Consider the following 15,408-nt stretch of genomic DNA (forward strand, 5'->3'; position numbering starts at 1 on the left):
TTGCCAAAAAATGTCAGCGATCGGCGATTATGGCTTTGTAAAGAGCTTATATCCTGTTTGTAAAGTTTGTGTATGGGTATCGGAAACTGGGTTTTTTCTCGGAGGATGGGCCCAGGGACTTTTACTTTTATTCACAAACAACCTCTCAGTCTCGACGTTATAGGTGATATTAACGTGTTTACTGCCTGGGGGGTAACACCCATTATAAGCGGTAGACAGTAGCGGATAGTGTCAATCGATTTTAGATTTTCTATTTTAGATTAAAGAATTGACCCTAGGGATAAATGCGGGGGCTCTTCTGATTTTCGATTTTCGATTAAAGAATTGATTCCACCGATAAATCACGTGGCGGGTACCACATGAAGAAATTCGTGGTCAGCAACTAATGCTATTTGACTAAAAGGCGAGATATATAGCAGGTTTGGGTTGAATGAAGCACAGCCCTGGTAATTGGGAATTGGGAATTGGTAACTGATACGATCGCGTAACCGAAGTATTGATAATTGTAATTGACTATAGCTCAACAGGTTGCTTGTCATTAATTGAGAAACTAAAAATTGCAGCCCAAATCCAAATTCTTGCTATTTGGCAATAGAATAATTAAAATGTATAATACAGCTAAGAGGATTTTTGAAAGGACATAGTTATGGCTTTAACGGTTAACAATCTTATTGGCGATGTGACGGGATTTCCTGTATTTGCTGGGGGCGGGCCACGTCTTTTGGCATTCGCTACACCCGATGAGATTAACGTAGGGAATGGAAATTTGGCGTCTTTTCCCTGGGGAGTTTGGGGACTCGATGGCAACGATACTATAGGAGGTTCGTCGGATTCTAACGAACGGCTGTTAGGAAATAACGGCAATGATATTATCGGTGGTGGTGGCGGAAATGACATAATTTACGGCGGGAAAGAGGACGATCGCCTGGATGGAAATGATGGCAACGACGTAGTTAGGGGCGACGCCGGAAATGACCTGATCTTCGGAGGGTTCGGGAACGATATCCTGCGGGGAGGGCAAGGAGACGACGATTTAGAGGGCAATGAGGGCGACGATTTCTTAGCAGGCGATCGGGGAGTTGACGTGCTCACGGGAGGCCTCGGTGGTGACATATTCGTCCTCAGAAGCAACGATGAAGCATTTGGTATAGATGGAGCAGATGTCATTACCGATTTTAACTTCGACGAGGGCGATCGCATCGGTTTGACGGACGGTTTAACAGAACTAGACCTTTTCTTTGAAAACGACAATTTGATTGCTTACGATAACGACGGAATCATCAACGACATGGTGATTGAAAACATATTTACCGGACAGATTGTGGGGATAGTTTTAAACACGGACAACTTTGAACTTATCGGTGCATTTGAACAGGCAAGTCCGTTTGCTTTGGCAGTTAACGGTTCTCAATTCCAGTTTTTGGCTTAGTTATTTGTAGGGAATTAGACTGGCAAAATCCCCCATAACCCCCCTTAACAAGGGGGGAACAAGAGCGCTCGAAGTCCCCAATTTCTCCCTTTATATATTATTATGCTAATCTAAAAGTAGAAACTAAAAATCGGGGAAAGTATATATGACCATTGCCACTCACCCCAAATTAACTGCACTCCCGGAACAGCGGTTGATTTTGCCGCTATCAATGACTTGGGAACAGTTCAAAGCTCTGGATTCCTTGCTAGAGTACACTCGCAGTGTTCGCTTGTCTTACCTCGACGGATATGTGGAAATTATGACACTTTCGCCGGAACATGAAACCATTAAATGCCTGCTGGCATTGCTGCTAGGTCAGTTTTTTTTAGAAAAAGATATTAGTTTTAGACCGACGGGCAGTGCTACACTCCAAGGGGAAACAAAAGGCAGCAGCAAGGAACCAGATTTATCTTACTACTTTGGCGAAGACCGGCGGCAGCGAGAAACACCCGATTTGGCGATCGAAGTTGTTTTTACTAGCGGAACTATCAACAAGCTGGAATACTACCGCAGATTTAACGTAGGGGAAGTTTGGTTTTGGGAAGACGGAGTATTTTCGATTTACCAACTGCACTCGGAGGGTTACGATTGCGTTTCTCGGAGTATGCTGTTGCCGGATTTGGATCTAGAATTGCTGGGGAGATGCCTGCAAATGTCGGAAGAAAAAGAAGCTTTGAAAGTGTTTCGGGACGCAGTGCGAGGCTGCTAATTATTTGGGAAGTAGAGGGGCGATCGCGCTTTTTGACAAATTGGGGTGTAAGGGCGATCGCACTTTTGTAGTAACTAGGATATCAGCAGCTAGGGTTTGGGCTTAATCTCTGGTAATTTAAAACTTAATTGGTAATATGGATAAAATCAAGGAGTTTCAGTTTTGATTCTGTTGCTTATTAGCGTGTAGTTATTCTGATAAGCAGCCAGCTTTTCTTTAGCTTTAGCTTCGACAAATGTACCTTGAGGAATAGAACTTAACAAGTTGATCGCCTGCTGCAATTTTGATTGAGCATTCTGCCAGACTTCTTTAGGATGAGGTGGATTATTAACCATGACGGCAGCTTCCCATGCTAGTTTTTGGGCGGATTCTAAATTAGTGGCTGCTTTCTGTTCAGTAACAATTCTATTAGTAATCGCCTGATAGTTAGTTCGATAAACACTTAGCTTTTCTTGAGCTTGAGTTGCAACAGGCGAATTGTCGGGAATTGCCTCTAACAATTTGATTGATTCCTGCCACTTCCCTTGTACTTGCTGCCAATTTTCTAGTGGATGAGGTGGATTTTGAGTCATAACGGCAGCTTCCATTGCTAGTTTTTGAGCGGCTGCTAAATTTGTTGCTGTTGGGTCTGGCTGAGGAGCCGGTGTTAAGGTGGGTGAAGGTTCAGAATTTGGTTTTTGCTCCCCAACATTTAGAGGAATTTCCGAATTTGGTATTGTCTGCTGACTCGGTGAAATTTGAAAGGTAGTTTTCCAGCCGATAAAACCCACAACTCCTAGAGTCAGTGTGGATAGTATCAGTATCCAGCCACTTCTACCCCCGCGTCTTTGCTCTGAAAACATGGTACTGTCAATAGTATTTAGAGATTCTCCTGTCTGTGTGGCTCTTTCGCTTTGCTTACGACTAGGTTTTTTTTGTTCCTTGCGACGGCGTTCTTTTTCTAGGTGTTTAAGAGATTGTTCAGCCTGTCCTCTTAACCTATTAGCCCGGTCAATTAAAGCATTAGCTTTTTCTTTTAAAGATACACATTCATTCAAGATAATTCCTAATGTTGTAGTTTGATCCTCATAAGATATAATAAGCCCATGCTCTTCATCAAACCATTCTATCGCAAACACTGATTCCCCAAAGTAAGATATAAAAGCTTTTATGCGCTCAATTGGCTCGACATTACGTTCAAGATTGTGTAGGATACTATCCAGTTTGGGCAGAACCTGTTTTAGCTGTTCTTGAGCTACCTTTATTTGCTGAACTTGTTCCCTTAAAGTTTGCTCTTCATCAAAGTCTATGTGAATTCTTAAATTTTCATCAATTTGCCTTACTTCTTCTGGAATACTTAGAGATTTCCTTTCCCATTCTAGCTTGATCAATAATTGTGAATCATTTAAAATATTTTCTGCTATATTCTTTAAACCATCGCCCCACTCAATTAAGTTTTCAACATTTTCTATTAAGTCAGCAAGAGACGTTTCCTTATCTGGGTCGCCCAATTTTTCAGCAAGTAAGCCACTCCCTGCCGATACAAGTGCATCTACTAAAAATCCACCAGGTATGAACCAGCCCGCAACTGCGCCTAACAAAGGTATCGCTCCCAAAAATCCTTTATTGAATCTCTCATTATTTAATACTTCTTCAAGTTCCTTGCCAATAGTATTTAGTCGCTTTATAAGATTATCGATCTTCCCAATTTCACGTCTGATTTCACTAGGATTGCCAATAGTAAGTTTCATTTCCTCGGCAATTTCTGGCAGTTGGTTTAGAAGGTTTTCAATGTCAGCCATGATTTACTCTCCTTTAGAGTGGAGGAATCCCCACTCTAGTTTATCAATAATCGTTTAACAGCTAGCTAATTAAAACTTCCACTCGTGGTTGGGATCGGCGAGAGCAGCCTGCACAGAAGATAAATTAGCCAGTTCTTTAAACGGGCTAGACTTAGCAAGCTCTGTAATCGAATCTAATGCTAATCCCAGTTGCTCATTATTACCAGATGCTATTGCTCGATCGACCACATCGAAAAGTTGATTAAAATTTTGCGATCGTTCATCAAAAGAGCGATCGAGGTACTCCATTAATAAGTCACGTTGAGCTTTAATCTTGGCGAGGCTTTCCTTTTCCCAAGCTTTGATTTCACGGCGCTTTGTCCGCTCTTGTTCAGCGATTTGCTTGTACTCAAGGTAATGTGCAATAACTTGCTGAAAGGCATCAGCACCGCTAACAAACGCTGCTATTTTGCTCATTGTTAATTTCCTCACATATTACGGTATTTTGCTTGAATATTCGCCACGGCAGAATTCAGATTTCCTTGGCTATCTAACACAGGGGTTTTCATAATTTCTACAAGGCCTTTCACCAGTAGGGCTACCTGTTAAAACTTAGCAGCATCTTGAACTCGATCAAAGGGTTTTGATTCAAGTTCGTTGAGAAGTAGAGCAACGCGGCTATCTAACTCAGACACCAATTTGCCTAATTCTTTGACTCGCCGTTCGACTTGTCGGATGAAATCTCTAGCCTCTTCAATTTTGGCAACTTCAACGTTAACCTGAGCTTCGTATTCACGTGCTTTCGTTAAAGCTTCCTCACCTTTACCTGCAATTTGGAAACCGCCAACAGCTAAAGCAGGGCCAAGTGCAATACCTCCGAGTACAGCCCCACCTAGTGCCATGCTGCCACCGCCTAACCACGCCGCCACACCAGACATACCGAGTTGAGAAACAGCTACATTGGTACTAAACAAGCCAAAAAATTGAGGAACTGCAACTGTCCCAAAAGTTTGGGCCACGCCTACTGCTGTAGCACCAGCCGCCGCGCCTGCCCCTGCGGATGAAGTCACACCTTGGAATACTTCCTGACCTTCCAGCGCGACAGTTTTGTATTCTTTTAGCTGCTGAATTGATATGCCTTCTAGTCCCGCTAAAAATTTCATATCACTTTGGGAAGCTTTCTGGCCAATGCGTTCGATGAAAGCCACAAACCGCCCAATAGTACGATGCCTTACACGAATTTGCAGTTGACCGTAAACTTCTGCTAATCTGTTGGCTGCTTCCCAGTCTACTTTTAGATCGCTGACTGCTTTCTCGTGTCGATGTTGGGATCGTTCTCCTATTTCCTTGGCTTGATTGATGTTACCAAAGCCTTCAGTACCTTTCACAGCGCCATACGCAGCAGTAGCTAAAACAGCAGCGCCCATAATAAACGGAATTACAAAAATCATAAACTACTCCTTTTCTTCCCAGTAAATCAATCACCCAAAGACACGTTTAGCTCCCAGTTTTTATCCTCCATCTCTTGATATGAATATGTCAAATCGCCTCGCCTACCGATCTGAATTGTGTAAAACTCTGCTTTTCTTATACCATTCACTTCGATAGAAAATTGGCAGTGGTTATCAGATATTATTTTACCTATGCCTAACTCTCCAGTCGCAATGGTTTCTCCTTTATGATCTTTTACTAGCACCTGCCTACCACTTTTAATATCCCCGTAACCTCCTTTTCCATTACAAAACTGACCCACTCCACCGAAGAAGTCATCCTTGAGTGTTAGTGAGCCTTTAATATTGTGATTGAAGCCTAAAAAAGGTATTCCTTTAAAGGTTAGAGTTGCTAAGACAATAACTCCTACTACAATCAAACGTTTTTGACGATCTGGATTTTCATTAATATAATTTTGACCGATGTCTAACAATTCTTTAAATTTTCGTTCTCTAAGCAGCTCAATAATCGGAGTCAATAGATCAGTCAAATTTGCAAATTTATCTGTTGATAATTTTTTTGAATCTGAACTAACCTCTGCCTTTAGCTCAAACTCTCGATTCCAAGCCGGAAAATCCTCACCCGCCTGCTGCCCGTAAACCTTCACAGAAGCGATCGCCCCCGCCTTCAAATTCATCAACTCCCTGCGGACAATCCTGATAGAAGCCTCCTCATCAGGAACCCGATCGCCCTCCAGCATCACCTGCAAACAACCATCTTGCAAACTCGCAGTCGCACTAATCCCCTTATTCTGTAACGGAAAATTTAACAGAGATGCGATCGCCTCCACATCCCCAAGCTTAGCCCGTTCCTTCAAACTAAGCTGATTTGACTCCGTATTTTCACTAGAAATTGCCCGCCCCTCTGTAACATCCGTAACAGGCAACTTTTGCCCCGCCACTTCAAACTCTTGACTCCACGCCGGCACCTTCGCACCTGTCTGTCGCCCGTAAACCTTGACTTTCTCAATCGATGCAGCCCCCAAACCAGCGATCGACTTACTCACCCACACGGCCAAGACTTGCTGACTAGGCGCTTCAGCCGATTCCAGCATCACCTGTAAACAACCATCCTTAAGGGAAGCTGCGGCGGTGATGCCCTTGGCTTGTAGCTGGCGGTTCAGCAGAAGCGCGATCGCCTTTGCATCTCCCTGTTTCGCGAGTTCCAAAATATTCGGTTGTGTCATAACAGGTAGATACAACTAGCGCTGAGCCTAACATTTTCTGCTTTAAGTATAAATTATTTCCTAATTGCCCAAAATTTTCAAGCCATATAAAGTCATATTTAGTAGTTTTTTCCATCCCAAGGAGGTCATAAAAAGTCATATTTAGTTGGTTGCTACTAAAAAAGTCATATTTAGTTGGGTTATAATCTGGTCAACCCCTTGCATATACGTGACCGATGGACGTTGAAGAAGCCTTAAAATTTACAGACCATCTAGCTTTAACTACTACAGGAAAACACTTAGATAGTCTGCAAAAAGCTATACTGCGCGGCGCTTGGGACAATCAGAAATATAAAGAAATTGCACAGCATCACAACCGTTCAGAGAAATATGTTAAAGAAGTTGGCTTTAAATTGTGGAAGCTTATGTCAGTTGCATTAGGTGAGGAACAAGTATGTAAAGCAAACTTTAGAGCTAAATTGGAAAATTTACAAGCTTCTAATATTGTCTCACTTGTCGGGAATGGCTGCATCCATATTGGCAACATCTCTGCTGAAAGTTTGCACTCCCCAGAAGCCTCACAATCTGAACCGCAAGACCAGGATAAATTTAACGAAAAAATAAGCAATTCCGAACCTATACAGCAATTAGACTTATCCGACGCACCCGAAATCTCGACATTTTTCGATCGCACATCCGAACTTTCCACCCTAGAAAACTGGATTTTAAGCCGCACCCGCCTCATCACCATCCTCGGCTTATCCGGTATTGGCAAAACCGCCCTTACCCTCCAACTAATCCCGCAAATTCAACACGAATTCGACTGCATCATCTGGCGAAGCCTCCGCAACGCGCCACCCCTCCAAACACTCGAAACCGACTTAATTCAATTCTGTAGGGGCGGTGCCCCCGTGCCCGCCCCCGAAGAAAGGGCAACCACGGGGGGATTGCCCCTACAATATTTACGATCGCACCGCTGTCTCATCATTCTCGATGACGTGCAAACAATCTTCAGCAGCCAACAACTAGCAGGAAACTACCAACCTGGCTATGAAAACTACGGCGCATTCTTCAAACAAATAGCAGAATCATGCCACAACAGTTGCCTAATTTTGATTAGTTGGGAAAAACCCAGAGAAATTGCTGCCTTAGAAAGCAACCCAAAAAATTGTCAAACATTGCAACTCAATGGTTTAGGCGAACCAGCGCGAGAAATATTTATAGAAAAAGGTTTACTTGAATCGGAAAACTGGTCAAAATTGATAGACATTTACCGAGGAAATCCCTTGTGGTTAAATACCATAGCCGCTGCAATTCAAGACTTGTTTAGCGGCAATATTTCTGAATTTTTATCCTATGATAGCCTAGTCTTAGGAGACTTAGAATATTTATTGCACCAACATTTTCAGCGTTGGTCAGACAGCGAAAAACAAGTAATGTCCTGGTTGGCAAATCAAAACAAAGCAGTTGAAATTTCCAAAAAACCAGCCCTTCTGGAATTGTCCCCTTCAGAATTCCTCAAAGCCGTCGAATCCTTGAGACGGAGGTTATTAATCGAAAAAGTCCAAAAGGGCGATCGCACCCTCTTCACAGTCCAACCAGTAATCGCAGAATACATAAAAACCAACATTTTGTACCAATGTTAATAAACCTGTAGGGGCGGGTTCACCAACAATATTTGAAACAAACAAACAGGTAAAATAAACCCGCCCCCACCCACACATAGGGTCGGGGCGGGTTTATAAATACCCTGGATGTGAATTAGAAATACTGGTGAACCCGCCCCTACAGCAACTATATCTATTTAACCGGACACGATATAACTTGAAAACATCCAAATCCATAGCGCGTCAATCCGCGTTCATCAGCGGTTAAAAAATAAAAACATCAAACTACGCATGAGGCCAGAAACCGGGTTTTTTACCGAATCAGTGGGCTGCAACGCGTCTTTTCATAAAAAACCTGGTTTCTTTAGTCGGAGTGCGATCGCGAACTGTTTCAGCAAAACTTGCATCCAAACATCCGCATTTAGCCTTAAAATTAAAAAGACTGACTAGCCAACAATGCCCTATGTTTGAAGCCCTTGCCGATCGACTCGAATCCACCTGGAAAAAACTGCGCGGACAAAATAAAATCTCCGAGTCCAACATCCAAGACGCGCTCAAAGAAGTCCGCCGCGCCCTCCTGGAAGCCGATGTCAACCTCCAAGTCGTCAAAAACTTCATCTCAGAGGTAGCGGCAAAAGCACAAGGCGCAGAAGTCGTTTCAGGCGTCCGTCCCGACCAACAATTCATCAAAATCGTCCACGACGAACTCGTGCGCGTCATGGGGGAAACCAACGTACCCCTAGCCACCGCCGAATCCGGGCCCACAGTTATCCTGATGGCTGGTTTGCAAGGAACCGGGAAAACCACAGCTACCGCCAAACTAGCGCTGCACCTCCGCAAGCAAAATCGTACCGCACTGCTAGTCGCAACCGACATTTATCGACCAGCCGCGATCGACCAATTGCTGACCCTTGGCAAACAAATAGACGTACCAGTATTTGAATTAGGCAAAGACATTGACCCCGTAGAAATTGCCCGCCAAGGCATCGAACACGGCAAACAAATTGGCATTGATACCATCATCGTCGATACAGCAGGTCGCCTGCAAATCGACCAAGACATGATGGCAGAATTGGGCCGCATCAAACAAACAGTACAACCCCACGAAACACTGTTAGTTGTTGATGCCATGACCGGCCAAGAAGCAGCAAATTTAACCCGCACCTTTCACGAACAAATCGGCATTACCGGCGCAATCTTAACCAAATTAGACGGCGACAGCCGCGGCGGTGCAGCCTTATCCGTGCGGCAAATATCCGGCGCGCCGATTAAATTTGTCGGCGTCGGCGAAAAAGTGGAAGCCTTGCAACCATTTTATCCCGATCGCATGGCATCGAGAATACTAGGCATGGGCGATGTCTTGACGCTAGTAGAAAGGGCGCAAGAAGAATTCGACATCGCCGATGCCGAAAAAATGCAAGAGAAAATGCTCACGGCAAAGTTTGACTTTACCGACTTTCTCAAACAAACCAGACTGTTAAAAAATATGGGTTCCCTCGGCGGCATCATGAAAATGATTCCGGGGATGAACAAACTCTCAGACGAACAAATGCGGCAGGGAGAAGTGCAGCTAAAACGCACCGAAGCCATGATTAATTCCATGACAGTTGAAGAACGCCGCAATCCCGAACTTTTAGCAAGTTCTCCATCCCGCCGCCGCCGCATCGGCAAAGGCGCAGGCTACGCAGAAAACGACGTAACAAAGCTCGTCAGCGATTTCCAGAAAATGCGTACAATGATGCAGCAAATGAGTCAAGGCAACTTTACAGGAATGGGAGGATTGCCGGGAATGCCGGGAATGCCGGGAATGGGCGGCCCCGGAGGAATGCAGCCCGGTTCCCGTGGCTATATGGGTGCCCAGCAGAAGAAGAAAAAGAAAAAAGATAAGCCTAAAAAAGGTTTCGGACAGTTGTAAAAAGCATCTGATATATTGCAAAATTGTCAACAATTTAGGGGCGGGCTCACCAACCATCTTTGAAACAAATCAAACAATCTGATAAACCCGCCCTCCCCCGCACGATGTCAACAATGTAGGGGCGGGTTCACCAACCATCTTTGAAACAAATCAAACAATCTGATAAACCCGCCCTCCCCCGCCAGAATTTACATCCATATTTTAGCCAACAAATTCACGGTACATTTGTAATTTGGGTGGGCGGTACCTTGGTATTTTTGGTTGGGTAGGGGCGGGTTTACTATATTGATTGATGTTTGTCAGACATGGTTGGTGAACCCGCCCCTACAGAATTTATGTCTATTAGTTTTAGGTTTTTTGTGACCGATTTCTACCTAAAAAAGCGAACAATTGAATATGGTACAAACAATTACTCAACCAGAAACTATATCTATAGAATTGCCAAATGCGATCGCCCTTTTTGTCACAGGCGAACAATTCGATATCCTAGCATTGGCAAATCCCGACTTGAGATTAGAAAGAACCGCAGAAGGAGAATTAATAGTGAATCCACCCACCGGAGGCGAATCAGGCAGCCGCAACCTCAGTATCAGTACGCAAGTAGGCAACTGGTGTGAAGCAAACGAAGATTTAGGAGAAGGCTTTGACTCTTCTACCGGATTCATCCTTCCTAACGGTGCTCGCCTTTCTCCCCACGCTTCCTGGGTGAGTCGAGCTCGCTGGGAAGCATTAACTGCAAAAGAAAGAAAAGGCTTTGTTCCGCTGTGTCCAGACTTTGTAGTAGAATTGCGTGAAGCGAAGCTATCCCGTAGGGAATCGGCCTCGGATTCTCTCTCAACCCTCCAAGAGAAGATGCGCGAATATATGGAAAATGGAGCGAGATTGGGCTGGTTGATTGACCCGCAAAATCGGCGGGTAGAGATTTACCGACAACAAGCAGAAGTAGAAATATCGATCCAGCCGAGTTGTCTGGCGAAGATGTATTGCCGGGATTTGTATTGAATTTGAGGCGAGTGTGGCGATAAACAGCATTCATACAGCGTTCATGCGTCCATCTGCCAACATCTGCGGTTGCAATCCCATCTACTCTCCCAAAGTTCCCTGATACTCATCCGGTACAAATTCCGTAACCACTTGGCCGCCACCACCGTCGCCTTTAACAATCACAGTTTGATTTTTCAACTCTCCCGCCGCCCTCGGCCCAGTCAAATTAAACACCGGATTTAGCTGCCGATAAACCACATTTCCTTCTGCATCAAAAGTCTGATTAGTTAAATACCACGTTACGCGATCGGTATTTAATTGAGCTTGACGTTTTTCCCCAATTCCTACCACATTGCCCGTCAAATAAAAAACTTTTTTCTCTAAATCTCCCCGCCCCGTATCCCCAGTCATCGTCACCTTTTCCACGCGGTGAAAAACCTTCACAGGCCCAGGCGACACCACAGATTGCGCCGGAAAATTCCAACTCATCAAACTGCTTTCTATTTGCAGCGGCGGATCAGAAGGCATCAACTGAGCGTTTTTTGTCAGCGTCGCAATCTTGGTTTTTAAGTCTACATCTACTTGGTCGGCAAAACCGCTGTCTGTTACTATTTTATCTTTGTATCTGTCAATTTGAGTAGGTTTGGTGCTGTTTACCTTTTGTTGATCCATAAACCACACTAAGTGCTCGGTTCGCAATTGCAAAACCGGATCTTTAACATTCGCCACCACAGAGCCGAATAACTCCATCCTCTTAGCCCTAGTGAAAACCCGCGCTTCCTTCGCTGAAGCCGTCACCTGTTTGTTCTCTCCCGTCAAATTGTTGCGGACAACTAAAACATCCTCCTTTGGCCGCCACTCCAACTCATTTCCCCGCAATACCACTCCATTTTTAAGGTCAGTAGCGACTATGTTACCTTTGAGAAAAACTTGATTTCCTTCCTGAAATACCTGGCCAGTTTCTCCCTGAATATCGTAAATTTCTTTGCCATCTTGAAACAATTTGCCTACAGGTTTCTGAACGTTAACTATTTTTTTGTCTTTGCTGTAAACGGCATTTTGTGAGTTGACTTTCCAGAACGTCTCGCCCTTTTCGTTTGCTTGTTCTAGAGTTACTTTGTTTAAAGTTAAAGTGCTGTTTGACTGTTGAGCAGTTTGGAGATCCTCAGCTAATTTGTTCTTTTGAGTCTCTTGCGGAACTGCACAAGCACCAATCCCCAAAATCAGTGCTGCTAAAAATAGCAGCCTCAATTTTGGGGAGTTGAGATTGGGAATTTGGGATTGGAGATGAATCATTGGGAATAGGGAATTGATAATAGGTAATTGGGAATGGGAATGGGGAATTGGTAATTGATAATTGGGTCGTGAAAAACACTTAATCAAAAATTAAAAATGTGTCATGCTTTGTCTAAATTTTTAACTTCTAATTCTCAATGATTCAACCCATTAATCATCACCTATTAACCCTTACCAATTACCCATTACCAAATCCCTATCTGTCGTCGTGTTCCTCCATCAAGCTCAAACCAGACAAAGGGCGGTAAGCATAATTAGGGCGCGATGTTTTTTGGATGTCGTCCTTAATCATTTCCAAGTCGATATAGCGATCGGCTACATTAATCAAACTGTCGCTCGTCATCGATCGCAAACTCACCACCTCTACCCGCACACCGCGATAGCTCACAGCGTCTACAGCATAAGCCAAGTCGCCGTCACCGCTCACCAAAACCGCCGTGTCGTAAGACCCGACTAAAGCCATCATATCCACAGCGATTTCTACATCCAAATTCGCCTTCTTAGAACCATCTGGCAACTGTACCAAATCCTTAGAAATCACCCGGTAGCCGTTGCGGCGCATCCACAGCAAAAACCCCTGCTGTTTCTCGTTAGTGCGATCGACACCCGTGTAGAAGAAAGAGCGCAGCAGCCGCGATCCCGCAGTTAAACGGCACAGCAGCTTAGTGTAATCAATCTCAATTCCTAACTGCAAAGCCGCGTAAAAAAGGTTAGAACCGTCAATAAAAATTGCCACTCTACCACGATTTTCTAGTACCTGTTCCGGCGTAAAAAGGTCGTTGCTTTCTATTCTATTCAACATGATTGTTATGCCTCAATTTTTATGAAAGATTGGTAAGGAAATAACTGCTAATTCGTAGTCTGTCATCACACCCAGAGCGCTGGCTGCCAACTATGAAGGTACTGTTTACAGCAGTTCGATCCGCTTAAAAACAGGTTGGGGTTCCCCCAGAGTTTGGTTTGCAGGCAAAGCGCCCCAGGCAGCATGAGCTGCAAAATTCGCTAAACTGTTAACTGTAACCCGATCGTTAAAGTCAATTGAAAAACCTAGCTGTTGATAGATAGCGTTGCTGATATTGGGAATAATGGGCGATAAAAGGTAAGATGCTAGTCTAACAGATTCCAGAACAGAATATAGCACTTGTTCAACACTTTCGATCTGTCCCTGCTTGTACAAACTCCAAGGTGCTTGCACGTCAATAAACTTGTTCCCGGCTCGCACTAATGCAAGCACGGCTTCGCAAGCCTTGCTAAAAGCCAACTCTTCGTAAAAACCCGCTACTCGATCGCCCAAATCCAGGCTCATAGCCTTGAGAAGGTTATCGCCCTCAATGTTTTCTCCCAACACATTTGGTACGCAGGCACCGCAATATTTGCGAGCCATGTTTAGGGTACGATTAAGCAAATTCCCCAAATCATTTGCTAGCTCAGCATTCAATATATTGATAAACCGAGTTTCGTTAAAATCGCCGTCCTCTCCGAACTCAATTTCTTTAAGGAAATAGTAACGTACTGCGTCAGCGCCGTATTTGTTGACCAATTCGACAGGGTTTAAAGTATTACCCTCCGTTTTCCCCATTTTTTTGCCGTCTTTGGTCAAAAACCCGTGTGCGAAAACGCGACCCGGCACCAGTAGATTCGCTGACATCAGCATTGCCGGCCAGTAAACTGCGTGGAAGCGAAGAATATCTTTGCCGATCAAGTGCAAGTCAACCGGCCACCATTTAGATAAAGCATTCTCCAAAATCGGGTCGCTGTCAGGATCTAGCAAGGCGGTGACGTATCCCAGCAAAGCGTCAAACCACACGTAGATGCTGTGACTGGGGTCAACTGGCATTGGCAGACCCCATGCGAGATTCACTCTAGAAATGGAAAAGTCTTGCAGTCCAGAGTTGACGAAACTGAGCACTTCGTTGCGTCGGCTTTCCGGCGCGATGAAGTCGGGACGTTCTGCGTACAATGCCAGCAGTTGGTCTTGATACCGTGACAGACGGAAAAAGTAATTTTCCTCGTCGCGCCACTCAACTTCCTTGGTGGTGTGGACAGAGCACCGATTTCCCGGCAACAATTCCCGTTCATCCTTAAATTCTTCACAGGAGACGCAGTACCAGCCTTGTTGCTGGTTCAAGTAGATGTCGCCGGAGTTCCAGACGCGCTGGAAAAATTCTTTGACAATGTACTCGTGACGCCGCGAAGTTGTGCGAATGAACCGATCGTACTGGATATCGAGTTGCTCCCAAAGCGTCTCAAACGCCGGAACCACTGAATCGCAGTGAGCTTGGGGCGATCGTCCCAAACTCTCGGCTGTCCGCTGAATTTTCTGCCCGTGTTCATCCGTCCCCGTAACCAGCAAAACAGATTTTCCCCGCAGCCGCTCAAATCGCGCTAGGGCATCCGCAGCCATAGTCGTATAAGCGCTGCCAACGTGAGGTAAATCGTTTACATAATACAGAGGCGTTGTTATCGCAAAGGTATTCTTAGTTTTATCAGTCGATTTCATTGAATGCTAAAAGAAAATTCCCTAAATTTCGTTTCGATCTTAACTCAGCGGTTAAATTTTTTATGGAGTGGCAATCAAGCCAAATACACTGCAAGTTATTTGCAATTGTCTAACCCGGGCTATTCCCAAAAGAAATATTGCTTTCCTATCCACACTAATCTTTTTTAGTTGTTTTTGACCAACTCTCTAAAATGTCTTAATATTTTGACATTCTGCTGCCTTGGGAATCGACGCTCCCAGGGTGGACGCCTCATCTATTCATTGGTCATAGCCGCTATCCCTAGAGCGGTTTTAGCAGCCCACCCGGTTGGCAACAAAACTCGTCAGTTGGGCTGCTAAACCCGCCGTTCGACTAACACTCCGCGACCACTTTCTGTAAATGCCCGATCGCTCACCATCGCCATCTCTTTCTCCCGATCGCTGGAAAGTCGATCGCCCGCAACTCCTGCCACTTTCCGAGCCGCTCATGGACACAGAAACCGGGTTGTTTACAAAACTCTCTTGTCAACT

At 44.6% G+C, this 15,408-nt stretch carries 12 protein-coding genes and 1 pseudogene; 5 read left to right on the forward strand and 8 right to left on the reverse strand.

The window, feature by feature from the left end:
• Positions 1-646 precede the first annotated feature (646 nt).
• Both QUA88_RS04310 and QUA88_RS04315 read left to right on the forward strand, forming a co-directional pair.
• Complete coding sequence (locus QUA88_RS04310; protein ID WP_333053306.1) at positions 647-1,429, forward strand: calcium-binding protein; 783 nt, start codon at positions 647-649, stop codon at positions 1,427-1,429.
• 145 nt (positions 1,430-1,574) lie between these two features.
• The gene (locus QUA88_RS04315; RefSeq protein WP_333270427.1) at positions 1,575-2,180 is read left to right on the forward strand and encodes a Uma2 family endonuclease; all 606 of its coding nucleotides are present in this window, start codon (positions 1,575-1,577) and stop codon (positions 2,178-2,180) included.
• Positions 2,181-2,326: 146 nt separating this feature from the next.
• Here the strand turns inward: QUA88_RS04315 and QUA88_RS04320 are convergent, their stop codons facing one another.
• From QUA88_RS04320 to QUA88_RS04335, 4 genes are all read right to left on the reverse strand, one after another.
• Entirely contained in the window at positions 2,327-3,961 is a 1,635-nt protein-coding gene (locus QUA88_RS04320; protein WP_333208352.1) for a hypothetical protein, read from the reverse strand.
• Between the two features lie 69 nt (positions 3,962-4,030).
• The gene (locus tag QUA88_RS04325) at positions 4,031-4,417 is read right to left on the reverse strand and encodes a hypothetical protein (protein ID WP_333208351.1); all 387 of its coding nucleotides are present in this window, start codon (positions 4,415-4,417) and stop codon (positions 4,031-4,033) included.
• 128 nt (positions 4,418-4,545) lie between these two features.
• On the reverse strand, positions 4,546-5,391 hold the full coding sequence (locus tag QUA88_RS04330) for a hypothetical protein (RefSeq protein ID WP_333270430.1): 846 nt from the start codon (positions 5,389-5,391) through the stop codon (positions 4,546-4,548).
• A gap of 26 nt (positions 5,392-5,417) precedes the next feature.
• The gene (locus QUA88_RS04335; protein ID WP_333208349.1) at positions 5,418-6,617 is read right to left on the reverse strand and encodes a hypothetical protein; all 1,200 of its coding nucleotides are present in this window, start codon (positions 6,615-6,617) and stop codon (positions 5,418-5,420) included.
• Positions 6,618-6,832: 215 nt separating this feature from the next.
• Here QUA88_RS04335 and QUA88_RS04340 point away from each other — a divergent pair, with 215 nt between their 5' ends.
• The 3 genes and pseudogenes from QUA88_RS04340 to QUA88_RS04350 all read left to right on the forward strand — a co-directional run bounded on the left by QUA88_RS04340 (position 6,833) and on the right by QUA88_RS04350 (position 11,143).
• Positions 6,833-8,242 carry an NB-ARC domain-containing protein gene (locus tag QUA88_RS04340; protein WP_333270433.1) on the forward strand — a complete coding sequence of 470 codons (1,410 nt, stop codon included), beginning with the start codon at positions 6,833-6,835 and terminating at the stop codon, positions 8,240-8,242.
• 424 nt (positions 8,243-8,666) lie between these two features.
• Complete coding sequence (ffh, locus tag QUA88_RS04345) at positions 8,667-10,118, forward strand: signal recognition particle protein (protein WP_333208345.1); 1,452 nt, start codon at positions 8,667-8,669, stop codon at positions 10,116-10,118.
• A gap of 396 nt (positions 10,119-10,514) precedes the next feature.
• A pseudogene (locus tag QUA88_RS04350) lies at positions 10,515-11,143 on the forward strand (Uma2 family endonuclease).
• A 58-nt stretch (positions 11,144-11,201) separates the two neighbouring features.
• Here QUA88_RS04350 and lptC read toward each other — a convergent pair.
• From lptC to QUA88_RS04370, 4 genes are all read right to left on the reverse strand, one after another.
• Positions 11,202-12,398, reverse strand: a complete 1,197-nt coding sequence (gene lptC / locus QUA88_RS04355; RefSeq protein ID WP_333270436.1) for an LPS export ABC transporter periplasmic protein LptC — start codon at positions 12,396-12,398, stop codon at positions 11,202-11,204.
• A 196-nt stretch (positions 12,399-12,594) separates the two neighbouring features.
• A complete protein-coding gene (locus QUA88_RS04360; protein WP_006631885.1) occupies positions 12,595-13,200 on the reverse strand; it encodes a LabA-like NYN domain-containing protein in 606 nt (201 codons plus the stop codon).
• Positions 13,201-13,305: 105 nt separating this feature from the next.
• A complete protein-coding gene (gene metG / locus QUA88_RS04365) occupies positions 13,306-14,898 on the reverse strand; it encodes a methionine--tRNA ligase (protein WP_333208344.1) in 1,593 nt (530 codons plus the stop codon).
• A 291-nt stretch (positions 14,899-15,189) separates the two neighbouring features.
• Entirely contained in the window at positions 15,190-15,366 is a 177-nt protein-coding gene (locus tag QUA88_RS04370) for a hypothetical protein (RefSeq protein ID WP_333053296.1), read from the reverse strand.
• Positions 15,367-15,408: the final 42 nt, after the last annotated feature.

The sequence above is a fragment of the Microcoleus sp. D3_18_C2 genome (assembly GCF_036702395.1).
Taxonomy (GTDB): Bacteria; Cyanobacteriota; Cyanobacteriia; order Cyanobacteriales; family Microcoleaceae; genus Microcoleus.